The following is a 14,642-nucleotide window of genomic DNA, read 5'->3' on the forward strand; positions in this document are numbered from 1 at the left end:
CCGCAGACAAGGGCCAGATCGGGCGGCAGAAGGTCTTCGACGGACTTATCCAGCGACTCGACGACACGGGCACTTGACATCGATCACCCACATAAACCGATGCCGACTTCAGGATTTCGTTGGCACGCTTGAGTTCCTGATTCTCAGCGCGAAGCTTGCGCATCTCCGCTGCCATTTCGCTCGTCACGCCGGGACGCATCCCGACGTCGGTTTGCGCTCTCCGGACCCAGTTGAGCAGCGTTTGCGCTGTTCCGATACCGAGTTTGTCGGCCACGGATTCGACTGCGGCCCACTCGGACGGGTACTCGTGTTGGACTTCTGCGACCATCCGCACTGCCCGCTCACGCAGTTCGGGCGGGTACCTTTTGTTCGTTGCTGACGACGTGACTCCATCTTTCCCAAAGGATGAAGTCTCCGGAAACTCCGGTTCGATTCAGAGGTGGCATGCGCAGATCGATTATGTGTTCACCGATCGAGTACGAGTTATGCTTCGAGAACCCATCCGCTCCGGCTTGGTCTTCACATCGGCAGGGGTAACGAAAGTTGGGGCAGGTCACACGTCAGCGGATGCTGCGGGAGAGCTTGGCACGCAGGGCAGGTGAAAGTTGTGTTGCGATGAAGTTGTCCAGAAGTGCCGGATCGGGGACGACGCGAGGCGCGACCTCCAGTTCATTCCAGGTGTCATAGTCAGCCGGATCCTCGACTGTGATGACTCCGATTTGCTGCCCCCGCGCAACAGCCAACATGTCGTCGAGCGGAGAGTCGGGGACGGTCCCCTCCGGGACGTGCAGGACCACGTACGCGTGTGTCGCTGACGTGCGGTGCGCTCTGGCCTCGTAGATAGCGGAGACGTTGATGCTGTCCGCTGGTTTGACCTCGAAAGTCGTGACGTCGACCCACTTCCCGGGAACGTACCCGAATGCGCGGACCTCGACGGAGGTGATGTCCGGACGTGACCACAAACCACCCGTATTCCTACGGCCTTGATACGCAGTGACTTCGACGCCGACCAGATCGGAGCGCAGGTCCCGGGAGCGTGGACCGCGGATCACCTCGGCCATCGGCTCGTACAAACTCCCTTCACGTTGAATGGGAAACGGTGCGACAGCGACCTCGGCCGGCACGTCGATGACTCGCCGAACCGTGCCACCCTGCCCGCGGCCCAGACACACGAGGCCCCCAACGAGGAGTTCGTCGCGGAGAGAGAAGTAGAACTCCGGGTTCTCGATGCCGAGGTCTTCGCGGACTGCCTTGTTCGAGCGGGTACTCCCGTCTTCGGGGAGGGCCTCGAGAAAAAGTTCGGTCAACTCCACCCGCGAGTACGCGAGGGCCGGTGCAGCGGTGCTCACGCTTGGCCGATCATGTGCCGGCTGTAGCGACCAGCCAGGGTGTGATGTCCTGACTGAAATTCATCCATGTGTGGTCTCCTGTGGAGTGGTGGAATGCTCTGCACAGTGCAGTGGCAGCTTGGGTGACGAGCTCGGCGGCGGCATGGGCCTGTAGTCGGCTGACCTCGTCGCCGTGTGGATGCTGGGCAATTGAACGGTGCTGTGTTGCAGAGAGGTCTGGTCGTGTCACTGGGGTGCTGGGGATGGCGCAGCGTGCGTTCGCTGCGCCGGCTGCGATGATGTCGAGCACAAAATCTTCCCCAGGAGGGCCGGCATCGATTTCGCTCTCCGCCCAGTGTCGGGTGTCGAACACCATCCCGGAACGGAACTCCATGTGCAGAGGGTGCAGTCGAACCGGTGACCCGAATGTCGTGCTGTAGCTAGATAATTCGGTCCAGCTGGCTGTACTGGCATGCGCTTCGCACAAGTGGGTGTCGACCTGCGGTGATTCGGTCAGGGTCCACAGGCGGGAGAGAACATCAGCGCCTTGTTCGAGGACTGCCCATTCTGGAGCGCCCCGTCCAGCCCAGTGTAGTGCTCCCGCTGCCAGGACTGCGTCGATGACTTGCTCAGCCCTCGTTGCGATGATGCCCAGGAAGTATCCTTCGCCGGCGACCCAGACGTCGGACTCGCGTGGGTTCGTGTGCTCCGCGTTGATTGCGCCGATGATGTGGGGTTCGAGACGCGCCCAGACGGTTTCGGCGTAGGCGGTCACGACCGTGGCTTGCCTGGCTGTGTCAGGTAGGGCTTGGGTGTTCTGCTCGCTGAGGTAGTCGGAGAGTAGGTGCGCGCAGCCGAGGGTGTCTGCGTCGGGAGCTCCGGTGGTGGTCATGCTGCCGCCTTGTTGTAGTGGTTGATGGAGCATTTGGCCAGGTCAGTGGCGTTGAGGTTGTGGCACCAGATCTTCTTGTCGTGCAGCCAGAGTCCGGTCTGCCCTTCCCACCTGGAGAGGCTGACTCGCGCCCCGAATGGCCTGAAGGCTTCTTCCAATGCAGGGGCGTGATCTTTGTCGGCGCTGAAGAAGTTGACGTCGTCGTACTTTCCGGATTCTTGTGATCGGATCAGGTCGATCGCCAACGCCGTATCCACGCCCTTTTCGGTGCTCTTGCCGGTGGCGGCGTTGAAGGCGAGGGTCCGAGTCCGGACGGTGACGCGGCCGTCGCGTCCCCACCGGTCGTAGCGTGCACGTTCGTGGCGGTAGCGGCCGGGATCGCGGAGCGTGTCGGTGATCCCTACGTGGACGGTGATCTCGGCAGCGATCGTCGGTTCCTGCATCCGTGCTGCGATGATGTCTGCTAACCGGCCGAAGTCGAGGTTGACGGTGTTGGCCTCGACTCCCCATGGGAGGACGTTCTCGACGCCGTTTATACAGTTGAATCCGTCCACGATGAGCTTCATTTTTCGCATATTTGTCTCCCTTGTAGGATTATCGGTAATCAGTCTCTCGAGGAGAGGTGAGCTGTCAGCTAACGATTCGTCCGGTAGTCGATTTCGTTTCGCTGGGCGTATTTCCGAGATTAGCGAGTGCATTCGGGAAATGCAACCCTTTTGGTCTTTATTGATTCGGGCGCGACTACCGGGAGTTGGCGAGCCTCACCCAATTTCGCAGTTTATACAGGTCAAGAAGGTTGAGGGGGTCCGTGTCTCCGTGTGTGGGCCTAGGTAAATGCAGTTCGACGCCCGTTTCAGTCGGTGCGGTCGATGGATAAAGATAAATCTCCTACAAGGGAAATGGCAACTGCCGTATGTATCGAATTAAACTTATTAACCGGAGGGTCATTCATTGGGGAATTATAGATATATGCCGAATACTTCAAAGGGATGTCTGGATAAAGTTATTTTCCTTGGAATGAAAGTTCGGCCGAAAGGACATTTTCGGCGATCGCCGAAAATGTCTCGCCAGGAGCACCCACCGGGTATTCGGCAGGCGAGCGTTCCGGCCGTCAGACAGCCTGGTGGACTCCAGAATCAGAACGTCGGGGCCCAACGGGCCCCGGCCATCACTCCTCGTCGGATCGCATTCGCCGGATTGAACAGCAGGTAGCGGTATCACTTCGCTTCTAGGCTTATGGTGCGTGGGTGACGACATACGGGAGAGCTGCGCAGTGGGCCCGGTGGGTGCTTCGTGTCGTTTTAAGTGTCGTGTGTGTTCTCACGCTGGTTACCTGCGTCTTCGTGCTGTTCTCTTATCGGTTTGTGCCGTCGTGGCTTCCGTGGGCGGAGACCGTTGTGATTGTGGGGTTGATGGCGGTGTTGGCGTATGGGGAGCGGCGGGACTCACCTTCACGGTGACCGGGCACCCGACCTGCGCGCTCGGCTGACGGCAGCGGTGATCTAGAGGGTGAGCACCATGAAGGAAACGTTTGCTTGGCCTGTCCGTGCGAAGGTGGCTTCGTTGATTAGCTCGCTCAGTGCTTGTGCGCCGTAGTTCGCCATCCGTTGGGTGGACAGCGGTGTTCGTCCGCGTGCTGTCACGACTTTTCCGGCGAAATCAATTGTGTCGGTGATGGTGAGGGTTGATTCGTAGTCGGATGTGTTGCCGCCGTGGGTGTTGACGATTCTGTCCGCGACGAGGCTCACTGTCTCTTCGGAGAACGGGAAGCTGGCGACGATTGTGGGAGTGATGTCCGCGGGGCCACCGCGCGGAACGAGCTCGGACGGTTCGGAACTGAAGGAAATGGCTAGTGATCGGGTGAAGGCGATCGTTTTCGTCCACCACAGCGAGCCCACTACAACAACCATCACGGTGAGCACGATCAGTGTGTGATGGCGATTGGCGTAGCTCCTCATTGGTTAGTTGTACAGTGCGCAGCCCCGGTGCCACCGTTAAGCCTGCCACGGGGTATCGCGCCTTGTGCTCGGGAGTGGTGCGGGCGTCCCAGTGTGCGCTTTATGCCTTTGAACTGCGGTGATGGCATGTCCCGGGGTGGTTGTTGGGGGTGTGTGGGGCGCCGGCGGATTTAGGTGCCGGCTGCGGGGTGTTCCGGTTCGGTGGTGTGGGGGAGTGGCACGCGCCGGGAGCGGCGGTATGAGGCACGACTTCGAATGGCCTTGAGTGATGTTGTGTATCAGTGATTTTGGTCATCGGATGCGCAAGCGGTGTCTCAGGAAACTATGTCGCCAGCGGCATAAGGAAGCGGGGGACCTGTCGTATTACCAGGTCATGGCGGCACCGCTGGGGCGATCGTTGGTCGAAGTGGGTCGAGGTGCCGTCCGTCGACGCCTATTGCTCCCTGTACCGCTGAGCTTTCGGCTGTAGGACCTCGGTAGCCTCGACTCAATCCGCGGGCCGCGGCGAGGAGAACAGATCCTCGAGCGGCGTCCTACACGGCTGATCCGACCCGGCGCGTCGACGGTTACGGTCTGCTTCATCTCTACTGGGTGCGTGACGGCGAGGCGAGTGAACCGCTTGCAACATCGGCGTCCCGTCCGGAATTGCTAGGGCAGTTCACTTTTGAGTCGCGGTGGCCTCCCATCAGGTGCGAAAGCGTGTACATTTCCGGCATGCCCATCAACGAATCGCGTTATCCGTCAACGCTGAATCGCCGATCCGCCCTTCGAGGTGCCGCGCTCAGCCTCGGGGCGTTCGCTGCTGGTCAAGCTCTCGGGTCGCCGGCGGGCGCGCAGGCGCAAACGCCTGTGCAGATGCGCCGAGAGAAGACTGCGGTGGTGATCGGTAGTGGATTCGGTGGGGCGGTGGCTGCGCTGCGACTGGGGCAGGCGGGTGTACGGACGACGGTCTTCGAACGCGGGCGCCGGTGGCCGATCGACCCCGCTGGTTCCACGTTTTGCACGATCAACGAGCCTGATCGCCGCTCTGCATGGTTTGCAGATCATCCGCCGATTAATCCGCTGACCAAGTTCACGCACATCGACCGCTACCCCGGTCTCATCGATCGAGTGCGGGGCAATGGGATCGACGCCCTCTACGGCTCTGGAGTCGGTGGCGGGTCGCTCGCATTTGGTGCATTTGCCCCGCAGCCTCGGCGCCAGGACTTCGTCCAGGTCTTTCCTACGCAGATCGACTACGGAGAGATGGACCGTACTTATTACCCCCGCGCGAAGGGGATGCTGGGCGCTTCGCCGTTGCCCGCGGATCTACTCGCCCACCCCAACTACCGCGGCGCGCGCCTGGCTCGACTACATCGAGGACTTCGGTGGCGAACCGGTACTTCACGATTTCTGTGTGGACTGGGATGTCGTCCGCGACGAGTTGGGAGGGCGCGCGCCTGCGTCGTACTCGATCAGCGAAGGTCCGTACGGCAGTAATTCCGGCGCGAAGAACAGCGTCGACCGCAATTACTTGCCGGCCGCAGAGGCAACCGGAAATGTGATGATTTGTGCGCTGCACGAGGTGACCGAAATCCGGGAGGTGTCCGGGCAAGGCCGCTTCGAGGTGTCGGTCAACAGAATCGACGAGTCGGGTGCGGTGCTCGAGCGTACGACAGTTGTTGCTGACTATGTGTTCATGGCTGCTGGTTCGTTCTACACCACCTCTCTTTTGGTCACTGCGAAGGCGAAGGGCACTCTGCCTCGGTTGAATGACCAGGTCGGTAAGGGATACGGAACCAACGGCGACTTCCTCCTCTCGCGAACGTTGCTGCGGCGCGACTGCGGTGCCAAACAAGGCGGACCCGGTGCCGCGGTTATGTACGACGACGACAACCCTGAGGGGCCGGTCTCCATCTCGTGGGAGGCTTCTCCTTTCCCTGATATCGCAGGTGGCAGCACTATGGCCAATCTGATCCAGGTCATCACCAATGAGCGTGGCAGCATCGACTACAACCCCGCTTCGGGTAGAGCCGAACTCAACTATCCCTATGGTGAGGCGAACAGTGACGTCGATGCACGCGCGCGGAACTTTGCGGGCCGTTTCCACGACCGCACCGAAACCCGATTCCGCTCGCCCGTGACGGGAATCCCCATTTACACCCGCTTGGGGGATTTCGGTTCAGGTTGCACATGGCATGGACTGGGCGGCGCGGTGATGGGGCAGGCCTGTAATTTCGAGGGCAAGGTCGAGGGATATTCGAATCTGTTCGTGATCGACGGCGCGCTGCTTCCTGGGGCGTCTGCTCTGGTCAATCCCGCTCTGACGATTACCGCGATGGCAGAGCGGTGCATGGACAACATCCTCACCACTTACCTCTGACGGAACCAGTGTCCACTGCAAGAAACAGAAGTCATTGTACTGCAGCGGTTTCCGTGTCCATCCTGTTTGTCGGCGAAGCGCCGCGGCCGGCATGCAGCGTAGTCAAGGGTTCGCAATCACAGAGCTGGGACAGGATGGCGCTACCCCCCCAGATCAGCGGCGTGGTTCTCGAAACTGCCTTTCTCAGCTGCGCCACGAGATGCGCGCGAACCCGCCCGATGAAGTGTGCCCGGGTTGCAGAGGCGAACGAGATTCGGGAGCAGATTCTCGCCAACATTTCCCTACTCTCTGGAGCCTTACGGGTCGAGTCCTGCACGTATTCGTCCGTGCACGTTGCGGGCGGGGTGCGGGCGACCTCGACGGCCACGCAATGCAGGGGACCGACGAGGCCGGTAGATGCCGGGCAAGTGATCCCGGATGCCTACACCTCGACGTTACGGGCCGTCTGGCGCTGCGGTGGGTGAGGTTCGTGCTGCGTGCAGTGAGTGGTTCGACCTGAGTCGCCGCTGTCGGGCGAACTGCCGATTCCGTCGAAGGGAACGCGATGAGCTGGAGTGGCCGACGGTGCCGCGATCGGGACCGTCGCCCGTGTGGGCGAGCCTCATGCGTGGTCCCTGGTCGAGGGGTTTGCTGCGGCGCCGACGCAATAAGAGGGCCATCAGGGGGATCGGATAACAAGCTACGAATTCGGCATCCTGTTCGAACGGGATGTAGCCGACTTCGTCGACGAGAATCAACCCTATTTGCCGTCGCCGCGCCAACTCTGCAGGTAGCTTTCCTCCGGTGTGTGCGGCTTTGAGGCTGGTCACCCAATCGACGGCGGTAGCGAATGAAACGCGATGTCCGGACTGAGCCGCTTTGATCCCCAACCAGATCGCCAGAAGCGTTTTATTAGTGCCCGGCGGCCCCAGAAGCACCACATTGCGCGCCTGCGTCAAGAAGACTCCAGTTCCCAGATATGCCACCATCTCTCGACTGAGTGACGGTTGATAGTCGAAGTTGGACTCCTCCAATGATTTTCGCGTCGGAATCCGGCCAATCGGATCCGGTTCTGAGTACGGGACGATTCTCTAGCCGTGACTTCTCTCGACAGCACGGCCGCAAGGTAGTCCTCGTGACTCCATCCGTCGCTGCGTGCCTGCTCGGCCAGCCGCGGCGCCGGTTCCCGAATACGCGGCGCCCATCATTGCACCAATCATCATTACACGATGCAGTACAAGGGAATTGGACTCCAAATGCTCGATCGTAATCGCCCAGGTCCCGCATCTACCGGTCGTAGTCGGCGGCAGCCGACACCGGCTGTGCTCCATTTGGGACTTCTTGTTACAGAGCAGTTTTGGTCCACGAGTGTTGATCGGTGATCGCGACATCGCCACTCGTCAGCCACGCTTTCATCATGTCGACGACCTCCGGCGCCTTTACCGCTTCGGTACCGAAATGCTGGTCTGCAGATCCTGCTCGGTGCTCAACGGCGAAGGCCTTGATATCGATGCGTGTGGTTTGTATGTAGACCTCGTCACTGGTTTCGACGACGACGAAATCGTCCACTTTCATTGCTCCAACGAAGTGGTCGATTAAATCTGGAGTGATCGTGGGAAAGGTCCCTTCGCGAGAGGTCGAGAACCTGCCGGCGACCGACCCGCGCGGACTCAGCACTATGTCGAGCTGTGAGTCATACATGCCATAGTCGGCGGCGAATGCTCGAGGCACCATCACATCGCGAGCATCCTGTATGCGTCGCCACGGAGATGGAACAAACACCGCGGTGCCGGTTCCACTCAATGGAGTAACCGACAAGAAGCCCTGTTCTTCCGTCAGGTCTGCGCTGATGTCCGCGGCAAGGTTGGAGGCGATCAATGTCGCCGGTTCGTCGGCCTCGTCCTGGGCCAGTGCGAAGGCACGGGCAGCTGCGGCGTCTTGGCAGTGCTCGGCGGGCAAAAGCCAGAAGTCATAGCTCATCTCACGATGGTAGTCATTTCCCAGGTCGCCCCGCTGTGAGGCAGGCGCTGTACAAGCACGGCATCGAGCTTCTCAGCGGGCAGGATCGTCTCCGACCTCGAGCCTCAAAAGCTTGAACACCGACCGCAAGATGTGTGCGATGACCCCCGAAGTAGTAGGCCGACGCCGCCGGAAGGCTGGCGCGGTGCCAATCCTCACATCGGGCACCTTCGCGAGCCTTGTTGCGGAATGCGCTGACGATTCCGGTACCTCGACTGTGACAGGCACCGACCCCGACACCTCCGGCGTCACAACTGCTGGGGTGACTACGCCTGCTCCGGCGATTCGCCCATCATTGCGTGGATCCGATGTCGCTGCTTTGGTGGCCCCGAGTCGGTTGCGCAGATGGTGGTGCGTGCTGCGATTCCCAGCCGCCCTTGTGAATGATCCGTCCCCAGGGGCGGTTGTTGTGGGTGTGTGGGGCGCCGGCGGTTTTGGTTGCCGGCGGGGTGTTCGGGTTCGGTGGTGTGGGGAGTGGTGCCGCGTCGGGTGGGGCTCATTTTGGGTGTACTTGAATAATGTTGTGTGTCAGTAGGTTTCGGTATTTGTTTGGTGTGGGGCGCATTTCGTGGGACGCCCACGACGACAACATGGGTGAAATGGGCAGGCGTGGTGTGTAGGTGTGTCTGCCTGGTCGGTTACGGTACGCCGCATGCACAGTGATGAAGGCATTGCGCGGCTGGTGGCCGCTGTTCGTGAGCTGGACCCTAAGCCCCGGGAGCGTCGGTGGGTGAGCGTGAGCTTCTGTGTGCTCGACGCGGTCTACAGCATCGGTGCGCACTACGACAATCACGTTGTGCCCGTGGTCCGTCGGGTTGCGGCGGACTTCGATGTGGAATCACCGTCCGTGGAGATGTCGGTGCCGGAGGCGGCAGATCCGGTCCCGCTCGATGCATTTCTCGATCGCTACACCTCGGTGGAAGCGCTGGTGGAGACGACGAAGAACCGGCAGAACACTTCGACACGTGGCGGCATATGTAAGGCTGACGCGGTTCTTCGGTACGCGGAGGTGTTGCGTGAACACGGAGTGCTCACCCTCGACGATGCCCGCCGGCTACTGACCGACACAGTCCGGCTCGACGCGGTCGAATCTGCGTTGCGGAAAGTTCCCGGTGAGGGCGGTGCGGGTGTGCGCCGCGGCTATCTGTGGATGCTGATCGGGCACCAGGACACGGTCAAACCCGATCGGATGGTGTTGCGGTGGCTCGCTCGCCACGGAGCGGAAACAACACCGGATTCCGCGCGCTTGCTCCTTCGTGACATCGCTCAGGTGCTGAGCGAGGAAACAGGGCGGGTAGTCACTGCGTGGGAGGTCGACCACGCCATCTGGCAGGCCGCCCGTACCTCGTCTACGGCGACGGAACTGTCGAGTCGGGAACCGGAGCCAGGTAGAACATGAGCAACCAGGAGACGCCTCGCCGCCGGAGATTGAGCGTGTGGCGGGGCGTCGTCCTGGGACTAGCGTTGGGGCTCTTTCTATTTCCAGTTCTGGCGCTCCCGCACTTCCCGCGCGTTGGACATTGCTGATCCATTGGCGACGCCGGGTCCGACGCCGACGTCGTACTGGGTAATTGGATCGGTGCAGCATTGGCAGCGTTCGTGCCGGCTGCGGTTTTGGGGTGTTTCCGTCAATTGACTCGCGAACCGCAAACGGCGTTGTGCATACTCACAACTGGACTGGGGCCGATTCAGGGCACGATGGTCGAATTCGTGCGAAGGATGATCGAAACCGAAATACCAGAGCAGGTTCGGCCCGACCTGCCCGTCGAGGACATGGCATATCTGCGCGTCATTCCAGCCGTGATCCCACGACCATTAGTTTCCTGGATCGTCTCGGCGACAATGCTTTGCGCTGCAGTATTGGGTTTCTTTGCAGCTTTCAGCTCTGATATGCCTTCTCTGCTGTCGATGGTGGGGAGCCTCCCTGCTGCAGTGCTGGCATTGGTACTTGCTGCGGTGCATCAGGGGATCGCATTGCGCAACAAGGGCGCCATTGCGCGTGCGCGCAGTGGGGTTCGCGATACGCAGCCGAGTGAGTGATCAGTCGGGGCTGAAGAACAGTTCCATCGAGATCCAGAACCACGCCACCATTGCCGCGACCGGCAGGAACGCGAGCACCAATGGCAATGTAAATTGCCGGCCGGTACGACTGGGAATAGTCATAAGTCCGAGCAAGACGAACACGGCGGCAGGCGCCGCCCAACTTATCCAGTAGGTGAGTGGTGGTGGGTTGGGCCCGAACGACGTGAACGAACGGTTCGGATACAGCTGCGGCTTCGGGACATCGGCGAAATGTTGCCACAGGAGTACCAATGGCAGGTAGCCGAACAGTCCCAGTAGGAGGCCGACGACGAGTCCCGCGAAGATTCGTTCGCCCCTCATCTCGATGCACCCGTCCGAATCAATCGTCCCACTGCCTATGCGACTTCTGGTAAGTCACGAGGCTGAATCCGTAGAGCCCACGCCCGGGCCGCAACGAACGTCATGGCCAATACGAGAACGACCAGCAGTACGACCGCGATCCAGGTGGGAGTGGTGGTGGAAAAGCCCAGCCTCCACGCAGTACCGACACCTACAGTCGTCGCCGCCAACGCCCCGACCGGAAGCATCGCCGCCACCGCTCGCGTCGTGCGAACAGTAAGTCGATCCCCGGCAGCGCGAAGGACTCCGAACACGGCGGCGACCGAAATGCCATACGCCAGGAGACCGCTGACGGCATAGACCAGGAGCGGGGACCATCCGATATCAACCGACCCGGTGAATGCCATGCCGATCAAGACCAACAGGGGCGTCAACCCAAGCGTGACGCCTGCGAGGCCTGCCACCACAGTTGGAACCATTCGATTGTCCTGGCCTCCGGAGATTCGCACGCCCGCGAGGCGGAGCACGAACCCGGTCAGCGCGCCCAGAAGGGCGCCGATCACCGCAGCCTCGATGGGCCAGGTCCATTGCGATTCACCCGCGAAGCCCGAGATTGTGGTGCCACCCGAAAAGAGGGTGATCGTGGCGGACGCCTGTGCCGATCCCTGTGTCAGCGCCGCCGTGACGATGGCAACGGTCGCACCGAACAAAGCAAACCCAAGTGCCTGTTTCCACATCTAGCCATCTTGACCCATCCCGCCGGAGAATTCGGCACAACGGCAGTCTCATCCGGATGCCTTCTCACTGTGCAGATTGGGGGCGCAGCCGACTTCGGCGATAATTGTGTGAAGGGGCTGGTGGTGACACCCTCGTCGTATCACCACCAGCCACGTTCGACACTCACGACCTGCTGTCACGCACGCAATCGGCGACGTGCTGCCAGTGCTGCCGGAAATCCGAGATCTGCATCGATCACTTCACCGGAGAGACGTTCCGAGATTTCGATCAGTCGACTGCATCCGGTCTCTCCGATCGCCTCGTACGGGTACGACCCCAGCACATCGGTCTGATGCTCAACCCGCTTCCGGCGATCGCGACCCACCTCGTTCAGGTGAAGCTCGGGGCCGTCTTCGAGCCATCCACGCGCCCGCACACCTTCGACGCCTTCCGCCCACTGATCGTTGTCCCATGCCCGGCTCATTTGCAGAGCAGCAGCAGGAACATCACCGGTTGCGGCGTGGACTACCAACGCTTCGACACCGTTGAGTCCCTCGGCGTGAAGAAGTGCGACATGAGAATCTCCGCGAAACTCCCGGAGCAAGGATTGGGCATGCCACAACACGAGATGAGGCTCCTCAGGCCACGGCAATGATGCGTGCCCACCGAACAGGGGTCGCCCTTGTGGTCTGTTGCAGGCGCGTTCCGCGGCTCGACGTGCGAGTTCGGCAGCTTCGCGAACTTCGGTGCCGTCGACATGTTCTCCCCAGGCCTTGCGCAGCGAACGGTCGACAGCGTCGAGTCGAGCGGTGAGGATCTGTTCGGGGGTGGCGATTGTCCAGGCTTCCGGCAGCACCGCGTGTACCAGTTCGGGGTTGAAGTTGAAGAACGTAGCGATGGTGACTTCAGCCGCTACTGCGCCCATGGGCGCAGACCGCGAAGCGAAGTAGCCCATTCGAGGGTGTGTAAAGCCCAGTGCGGCATATGCTTCCGCGCCGAAAGGGGTGAAGTAGATCATGCCGTGTATCGGTTCGGCTCCACGGAAGACGCGGCGCGCGGTTTCTGGTGCGATCGAGGTCATCGATAGTCCTTCATGCTGGTGGTGTGGTCTTCGAACAGTCGAGTCGGATGGTTGTTCTACGCCGGCTATCTCCCTCTGACATACATGCGGTCCCGGACGGCATCACCCACTCGGTAGACGGCCAGGACGACCAATGAAATCAGAATGCCGGAGGGGAGAATCTGTTGTGGTGCACTCAAGATGTGCAGGTACGCATCGGATAGGTCACCGCCCCAACTCGGAGTGGGGGGCTGTATTCCCAACCCCAGGAATGAGAGTGCCGCCTGCGCGAGAAAAGTCAGGCCGGTGAGCACGGTCACCTGAACGACAACCGGCCCGATTGCGTGCGGAAGAAGATGACGCAGGAGCACTACGTGCGGCGGGCATCCTGAGAGTCGCGCGCTCAGAACGAAGTCTCGGTTCCTCGTTTCGCTGACCCCGGCAGCCAGAATTCTTGCAATTGTGGGTGCATAGACGACTCCGAGCGCTGACATCGACGTGATCAGGCTCGGCCCCAGAACACCGGTAATAGCCACTGCGAGAACCAAACCTGGGAATGCCAGCAATGCGTCCGCCACCCGGAGGAGTGACGCGCCGATCCAGCGTGGCCAATATCCGGCGATCAACCCCCACGGAATTCCCAACAGCAGACTGACAGCGACAGCGATCGCGACGCCGAAGAAGGCGGAGCGTCCTCCCCAGATCAATCGACTGAGCACGTCACGACCGAAGCCGTCAGTGCCAAGCAGGTGCTGTGCACTCGGACCGGCGAACGTGTTGGTCAGGTTCTGATCGGTCGGACTGTGCGGAGCCACGAACGAGGCCAAGACGGACGCCGCTATCAGCGTTCCGAGAAAGCAGTAGCTGAGCCATAATCCGGGGTGCAGTCGAGGGAGAGCCCACTTGGAGCGGGTCTCGCCTGCGGTGGTCAGCGCGAGTTGGCTCACGAGATCGTTCCCTTCCTCAATTGTGGGCTGATCATGTTGTTGACGACGTCGACCAGGATGTTCACGAGAAGCACGATCACGACGAACAGCAACACAATGCCTTGAAGCATCGGATAATCTCGCGTGTCGATCGCAATGACGAGAGCGCTCCCGAGGCCCGGCAGCACGAAGATCTGCTCGAGAATGACCGTCGCACCCAGCATCGCCACGGCAAGCAATCCATAGACAGTGACAATCGTGGGAACGATGTTTCGTAGCGCGTAGCGCCACACGATCTTCCGCTCGTCGATACCCATCGCACGCGCAGTTCGTACGTAGTCACTTGACAGTGTCTCGATCATCGCAGCCCTGGTCTGCCGAACCGCAATCGATGCTGCGCCGGCAGCGAGCGCCGTTGCTGGTAGGACCAAATGGCTCAGGTTGTCGATCACACTGTTCTCGAGAGGAACCCAGCCGAGCACCGGTAGAACTCCCAAACCGAGGGCGAAGACATCGACCAGCACGATAGCGAGGAAGAAGTCCGGTACCGCGAGTCCGATCCCCGAAACCGTGCGGGTCAGACCATCGCTGCGTCGTCCCTGCCGCGTCGCGGTCCACACACCGAGCGGTATAGCGACGACGGCGGACAGTAACAGTGCGAGTACAACGAGCTCGGCGCTCGCCGGCAGGCGCGCAAGGATCTGTGGGCCGACGGGGGCGCTGTTCTGTAGCGACGTTCCCAGATCTCCGTGCAGAGCCGACACCACCCAGTTCCAGTACTGGACCAGCAGAGGTTGATTCAATCCGAGGCGCTCGTTGAGTGCCGCGATCGCTTCATCGCTGCCGTTCGGACCGAGAAGTGCCTCGGCTGGTCCACCGGGGATTATCCGGATAAGGGCAAAGGTTATGAAACTAGCGATAATCGCGGTAGGAATTATCTGTGCGAACCGGACGCCGATCATCCGTATGTAAGGATTCACCGGCGATCGGTGAGGGTTTCGGGTCGGAACGCTCTCAGGCTCGGGGGCCAACGAATTCTC

16 protein-coding genes are annotated in these 14,642 nt (G+C 60.8%); 4 read left to right on the forward strand and 12 right to left on the reverse strand.

The genetic code is table 11. The annotated features are described in order from the left end of the window. The 5 genes from ABH939_RS15020 to ABH939_RS15040 all read right to left on the reverse strand — a co-directional run. A partial coding sequence (locus ABH939_RS15020; protein ID WP_404649759.1) for a transposase occupies positions 1-328 on the reverse strand: 328 nt, incomplete at its 3' end. Between the two features lie 232 nt (positions 329-560). Beyond that, the gene (locus ABH939_RS15025) at positions 561-1,349 is read right to left on the reverse strand and encodes a hypothetical protein (protein WP_404649760.1); all 789 of its coding nucleotides are present in this window, start codon (positions 1,347-1,349) and stop codon (positions 561-563) included. Between the two features lie 10 nt (positions 1,350-1,359). Next, positions 1,360-2,220, reverse strand: a complete 861-nt coding sequence (locus tag ABH939_RS15030) for a hypothetical protein (RefSeq protein ID WP_404649761.1) — start codon at positions 2,218-2,220, stop codon at positions 1,360-1,362. Next, positions 2,217-2,786: a hypothetical protein gene (locus tag ABH939_RS15035; protein WP_404649762.1), complete on the reverse strand. Its 570-nt coding sequence runs from the start codon at positions 2,784-2,786 to the stop codon at positions 2,217-2,219. Before ABH939_RS15035 ends, ABH939_RS15030 begins: the two co-directional genes overlap by 4 nt. A 936-nt stretch (positions 2,787-3,722) precedes the next feature. Next, positions 3,723-4,178, reverse strand: coding sequence for a hypothetical protein (locus ABH939_RS15040; RefSeq protein ID WP_404649763.1), 456 nt, complete (start codon positions 4,176-4,178; stop codon positions 3,723-3,725). 714 nt (positions 4,179-4,892) lie between these two features. Between ABH939_RS15040 and ABH939_RS15045 the strand changes: the two genes are divergently transcribed. Together ABH939_RS15045 and ABH939_RS15050 are read left to right on the forward strand one after the other, a co-directional pair. Beyond that, complete coding sequence (locus tag ABH939_RS15045; RefSeq protein ID WP_404649764.1) at positions 4,893-5,657, forward strand: NAD(P)-binding protein; 765 nt, start codon at positions 4,893-4,895, stop codon at positions 5,655-5,657. Further along, the gene (locus tag ABH939_RS15050; protein ID WP_404649765.1) at positions 5,575-6,540 is read left to right on the forward strand and encodes a GMC oxidoreductase; all 966 of its coding nucleotides are present in this window, start codon (positions 5,575-5,577) and stop codon (positions 6,538-6,540) included. Before ABH939_RS15045 ends, ABH939_RS15050 begins: the two co-directional genes overlap by 83 nt. A 434-nt stretch (positions 6,541-6,974) precedes the next feature. On the opposite strand, the gene ABH939_RS15055 is transcribed toward ABH939_RS15050, so the two are convergent. Continuing rightward, entirely contained in the window at positions 6,975-7,553 is a 579-nt protein-coding gene (locus ABH939_RS15055) for an ATP-binding protein (RefSeq protein ID WP_404649766.1), read from the reverse strand. 310 nt (positions 7,554-7,863) lie between these two features. Next, entirely contained in the window at positions 7,864-8,499 is a 636-nt protein-coding gene (locus ABH939_RS15060) for a hypothetical protein (protein WP_404649767.1), read from the reverse strand. 691 nt (positions 8,500-9,190) lie between these two features. Between ABH939_RS15060 and ABH939_RS15065 the strand changes: the two genes are divergently transcribed. Continuing rightward, positions 9,191-9,937 carry a hypothetical protein gene (locus tag ABH939_RS15065; RefSeq protein WP_404649768.1) on the forward strand — a complete coding sequence of 249 codons (747 nt, stop codon included), beginning with the start codon at positions 9,191-9,193 and terminating at the stop codon, positions 9,935-9,937. Between the two features lie 200 nt (positions 9,938-10,137). Next, positions 10,138-10,578: a QsdR family transcriptional regulator gene (locus tag ABH939_RS15070; RefSeq protein ID WP_404649872.1), complete on the forward strand. Its 441-nt coding sequence runs from the start codon at positions 10,138-10,140 to the stop codon at positions 10,576-10,578. Here ABH939_RS15070 and ABH939_RS15075 read toward each other — a convergent pair whose 3' ends face one another. The 5 genes from ABH939_RS15075 to ABH939_RS15095 form a co-directional block, all read right to left on the reverse strand. Continuing rightward, complete coding sequence (locus ABH939_RS15075) at positions 10,579-10,920, reverse strand: hypothetical protein (protein ID WP_404649769.1); 342 nt, start codon at positions 10,918-10,920, stop codon at positions 10,579-10,581. 35 nt (positions 10,921-10,955) lie between these two features. Next, entirely contained in the window at positions 10,956-11,636 is a 681-nt protein-coding gene (locus tag ABH939_RS15080; protein WP_063316364.1) for a hypothetical protein, read from the reverse strand. A gap of 176 nt (positions 11,637-11,812) precedes the next feature. Then, positions 11,813-12,697, reverse strand: a complete 885-nt coding sequence (locus ABH939_RS15085; RefSeq protein ID WP_063316365.1) for an SCO6745 family protein — start codon at positions 12,695-12,697, stop codon at positions 11,813-11,815. Between the two features lie 65 nt (positions 12,698-12,762). Next, a complete protein-coding gene (locus ABH939_RS15090; RefSeq protein WP_020969703.1) occupies positions 12,763-13,623 on the reverse strand; it encodes an ABC transporter permease in 861 nt (286 codons plus the stop codon). Next, positions 13,620-14,582, reverse strand: a complete 963-nt coding sequence (locus ABH939_RS15095; RefSeq protein ID WP_158510646.1) for an ABC transporter permease — start codon at positions 14,580-14,582, stop codon at positions 13,620-13,622. The genes ABH939_RS15090 and ABH939_RS15095 overlap by 4 nt, the downstream gene beginning before the upstream one ends. Between the last annotated feature and the right edge of the window lie 60 nt (positions 14,583-14,642).

The organism is Rhodococcus sp. 27YEA6 (assembly GCF_044908235.1).
GTDB lineage: Bacteria > Actinomycetota > Actinomycetes > Mycobacteriales > Mycobacteriaceae > Rhodococcus_F > Rhodococcus_F qingshengii.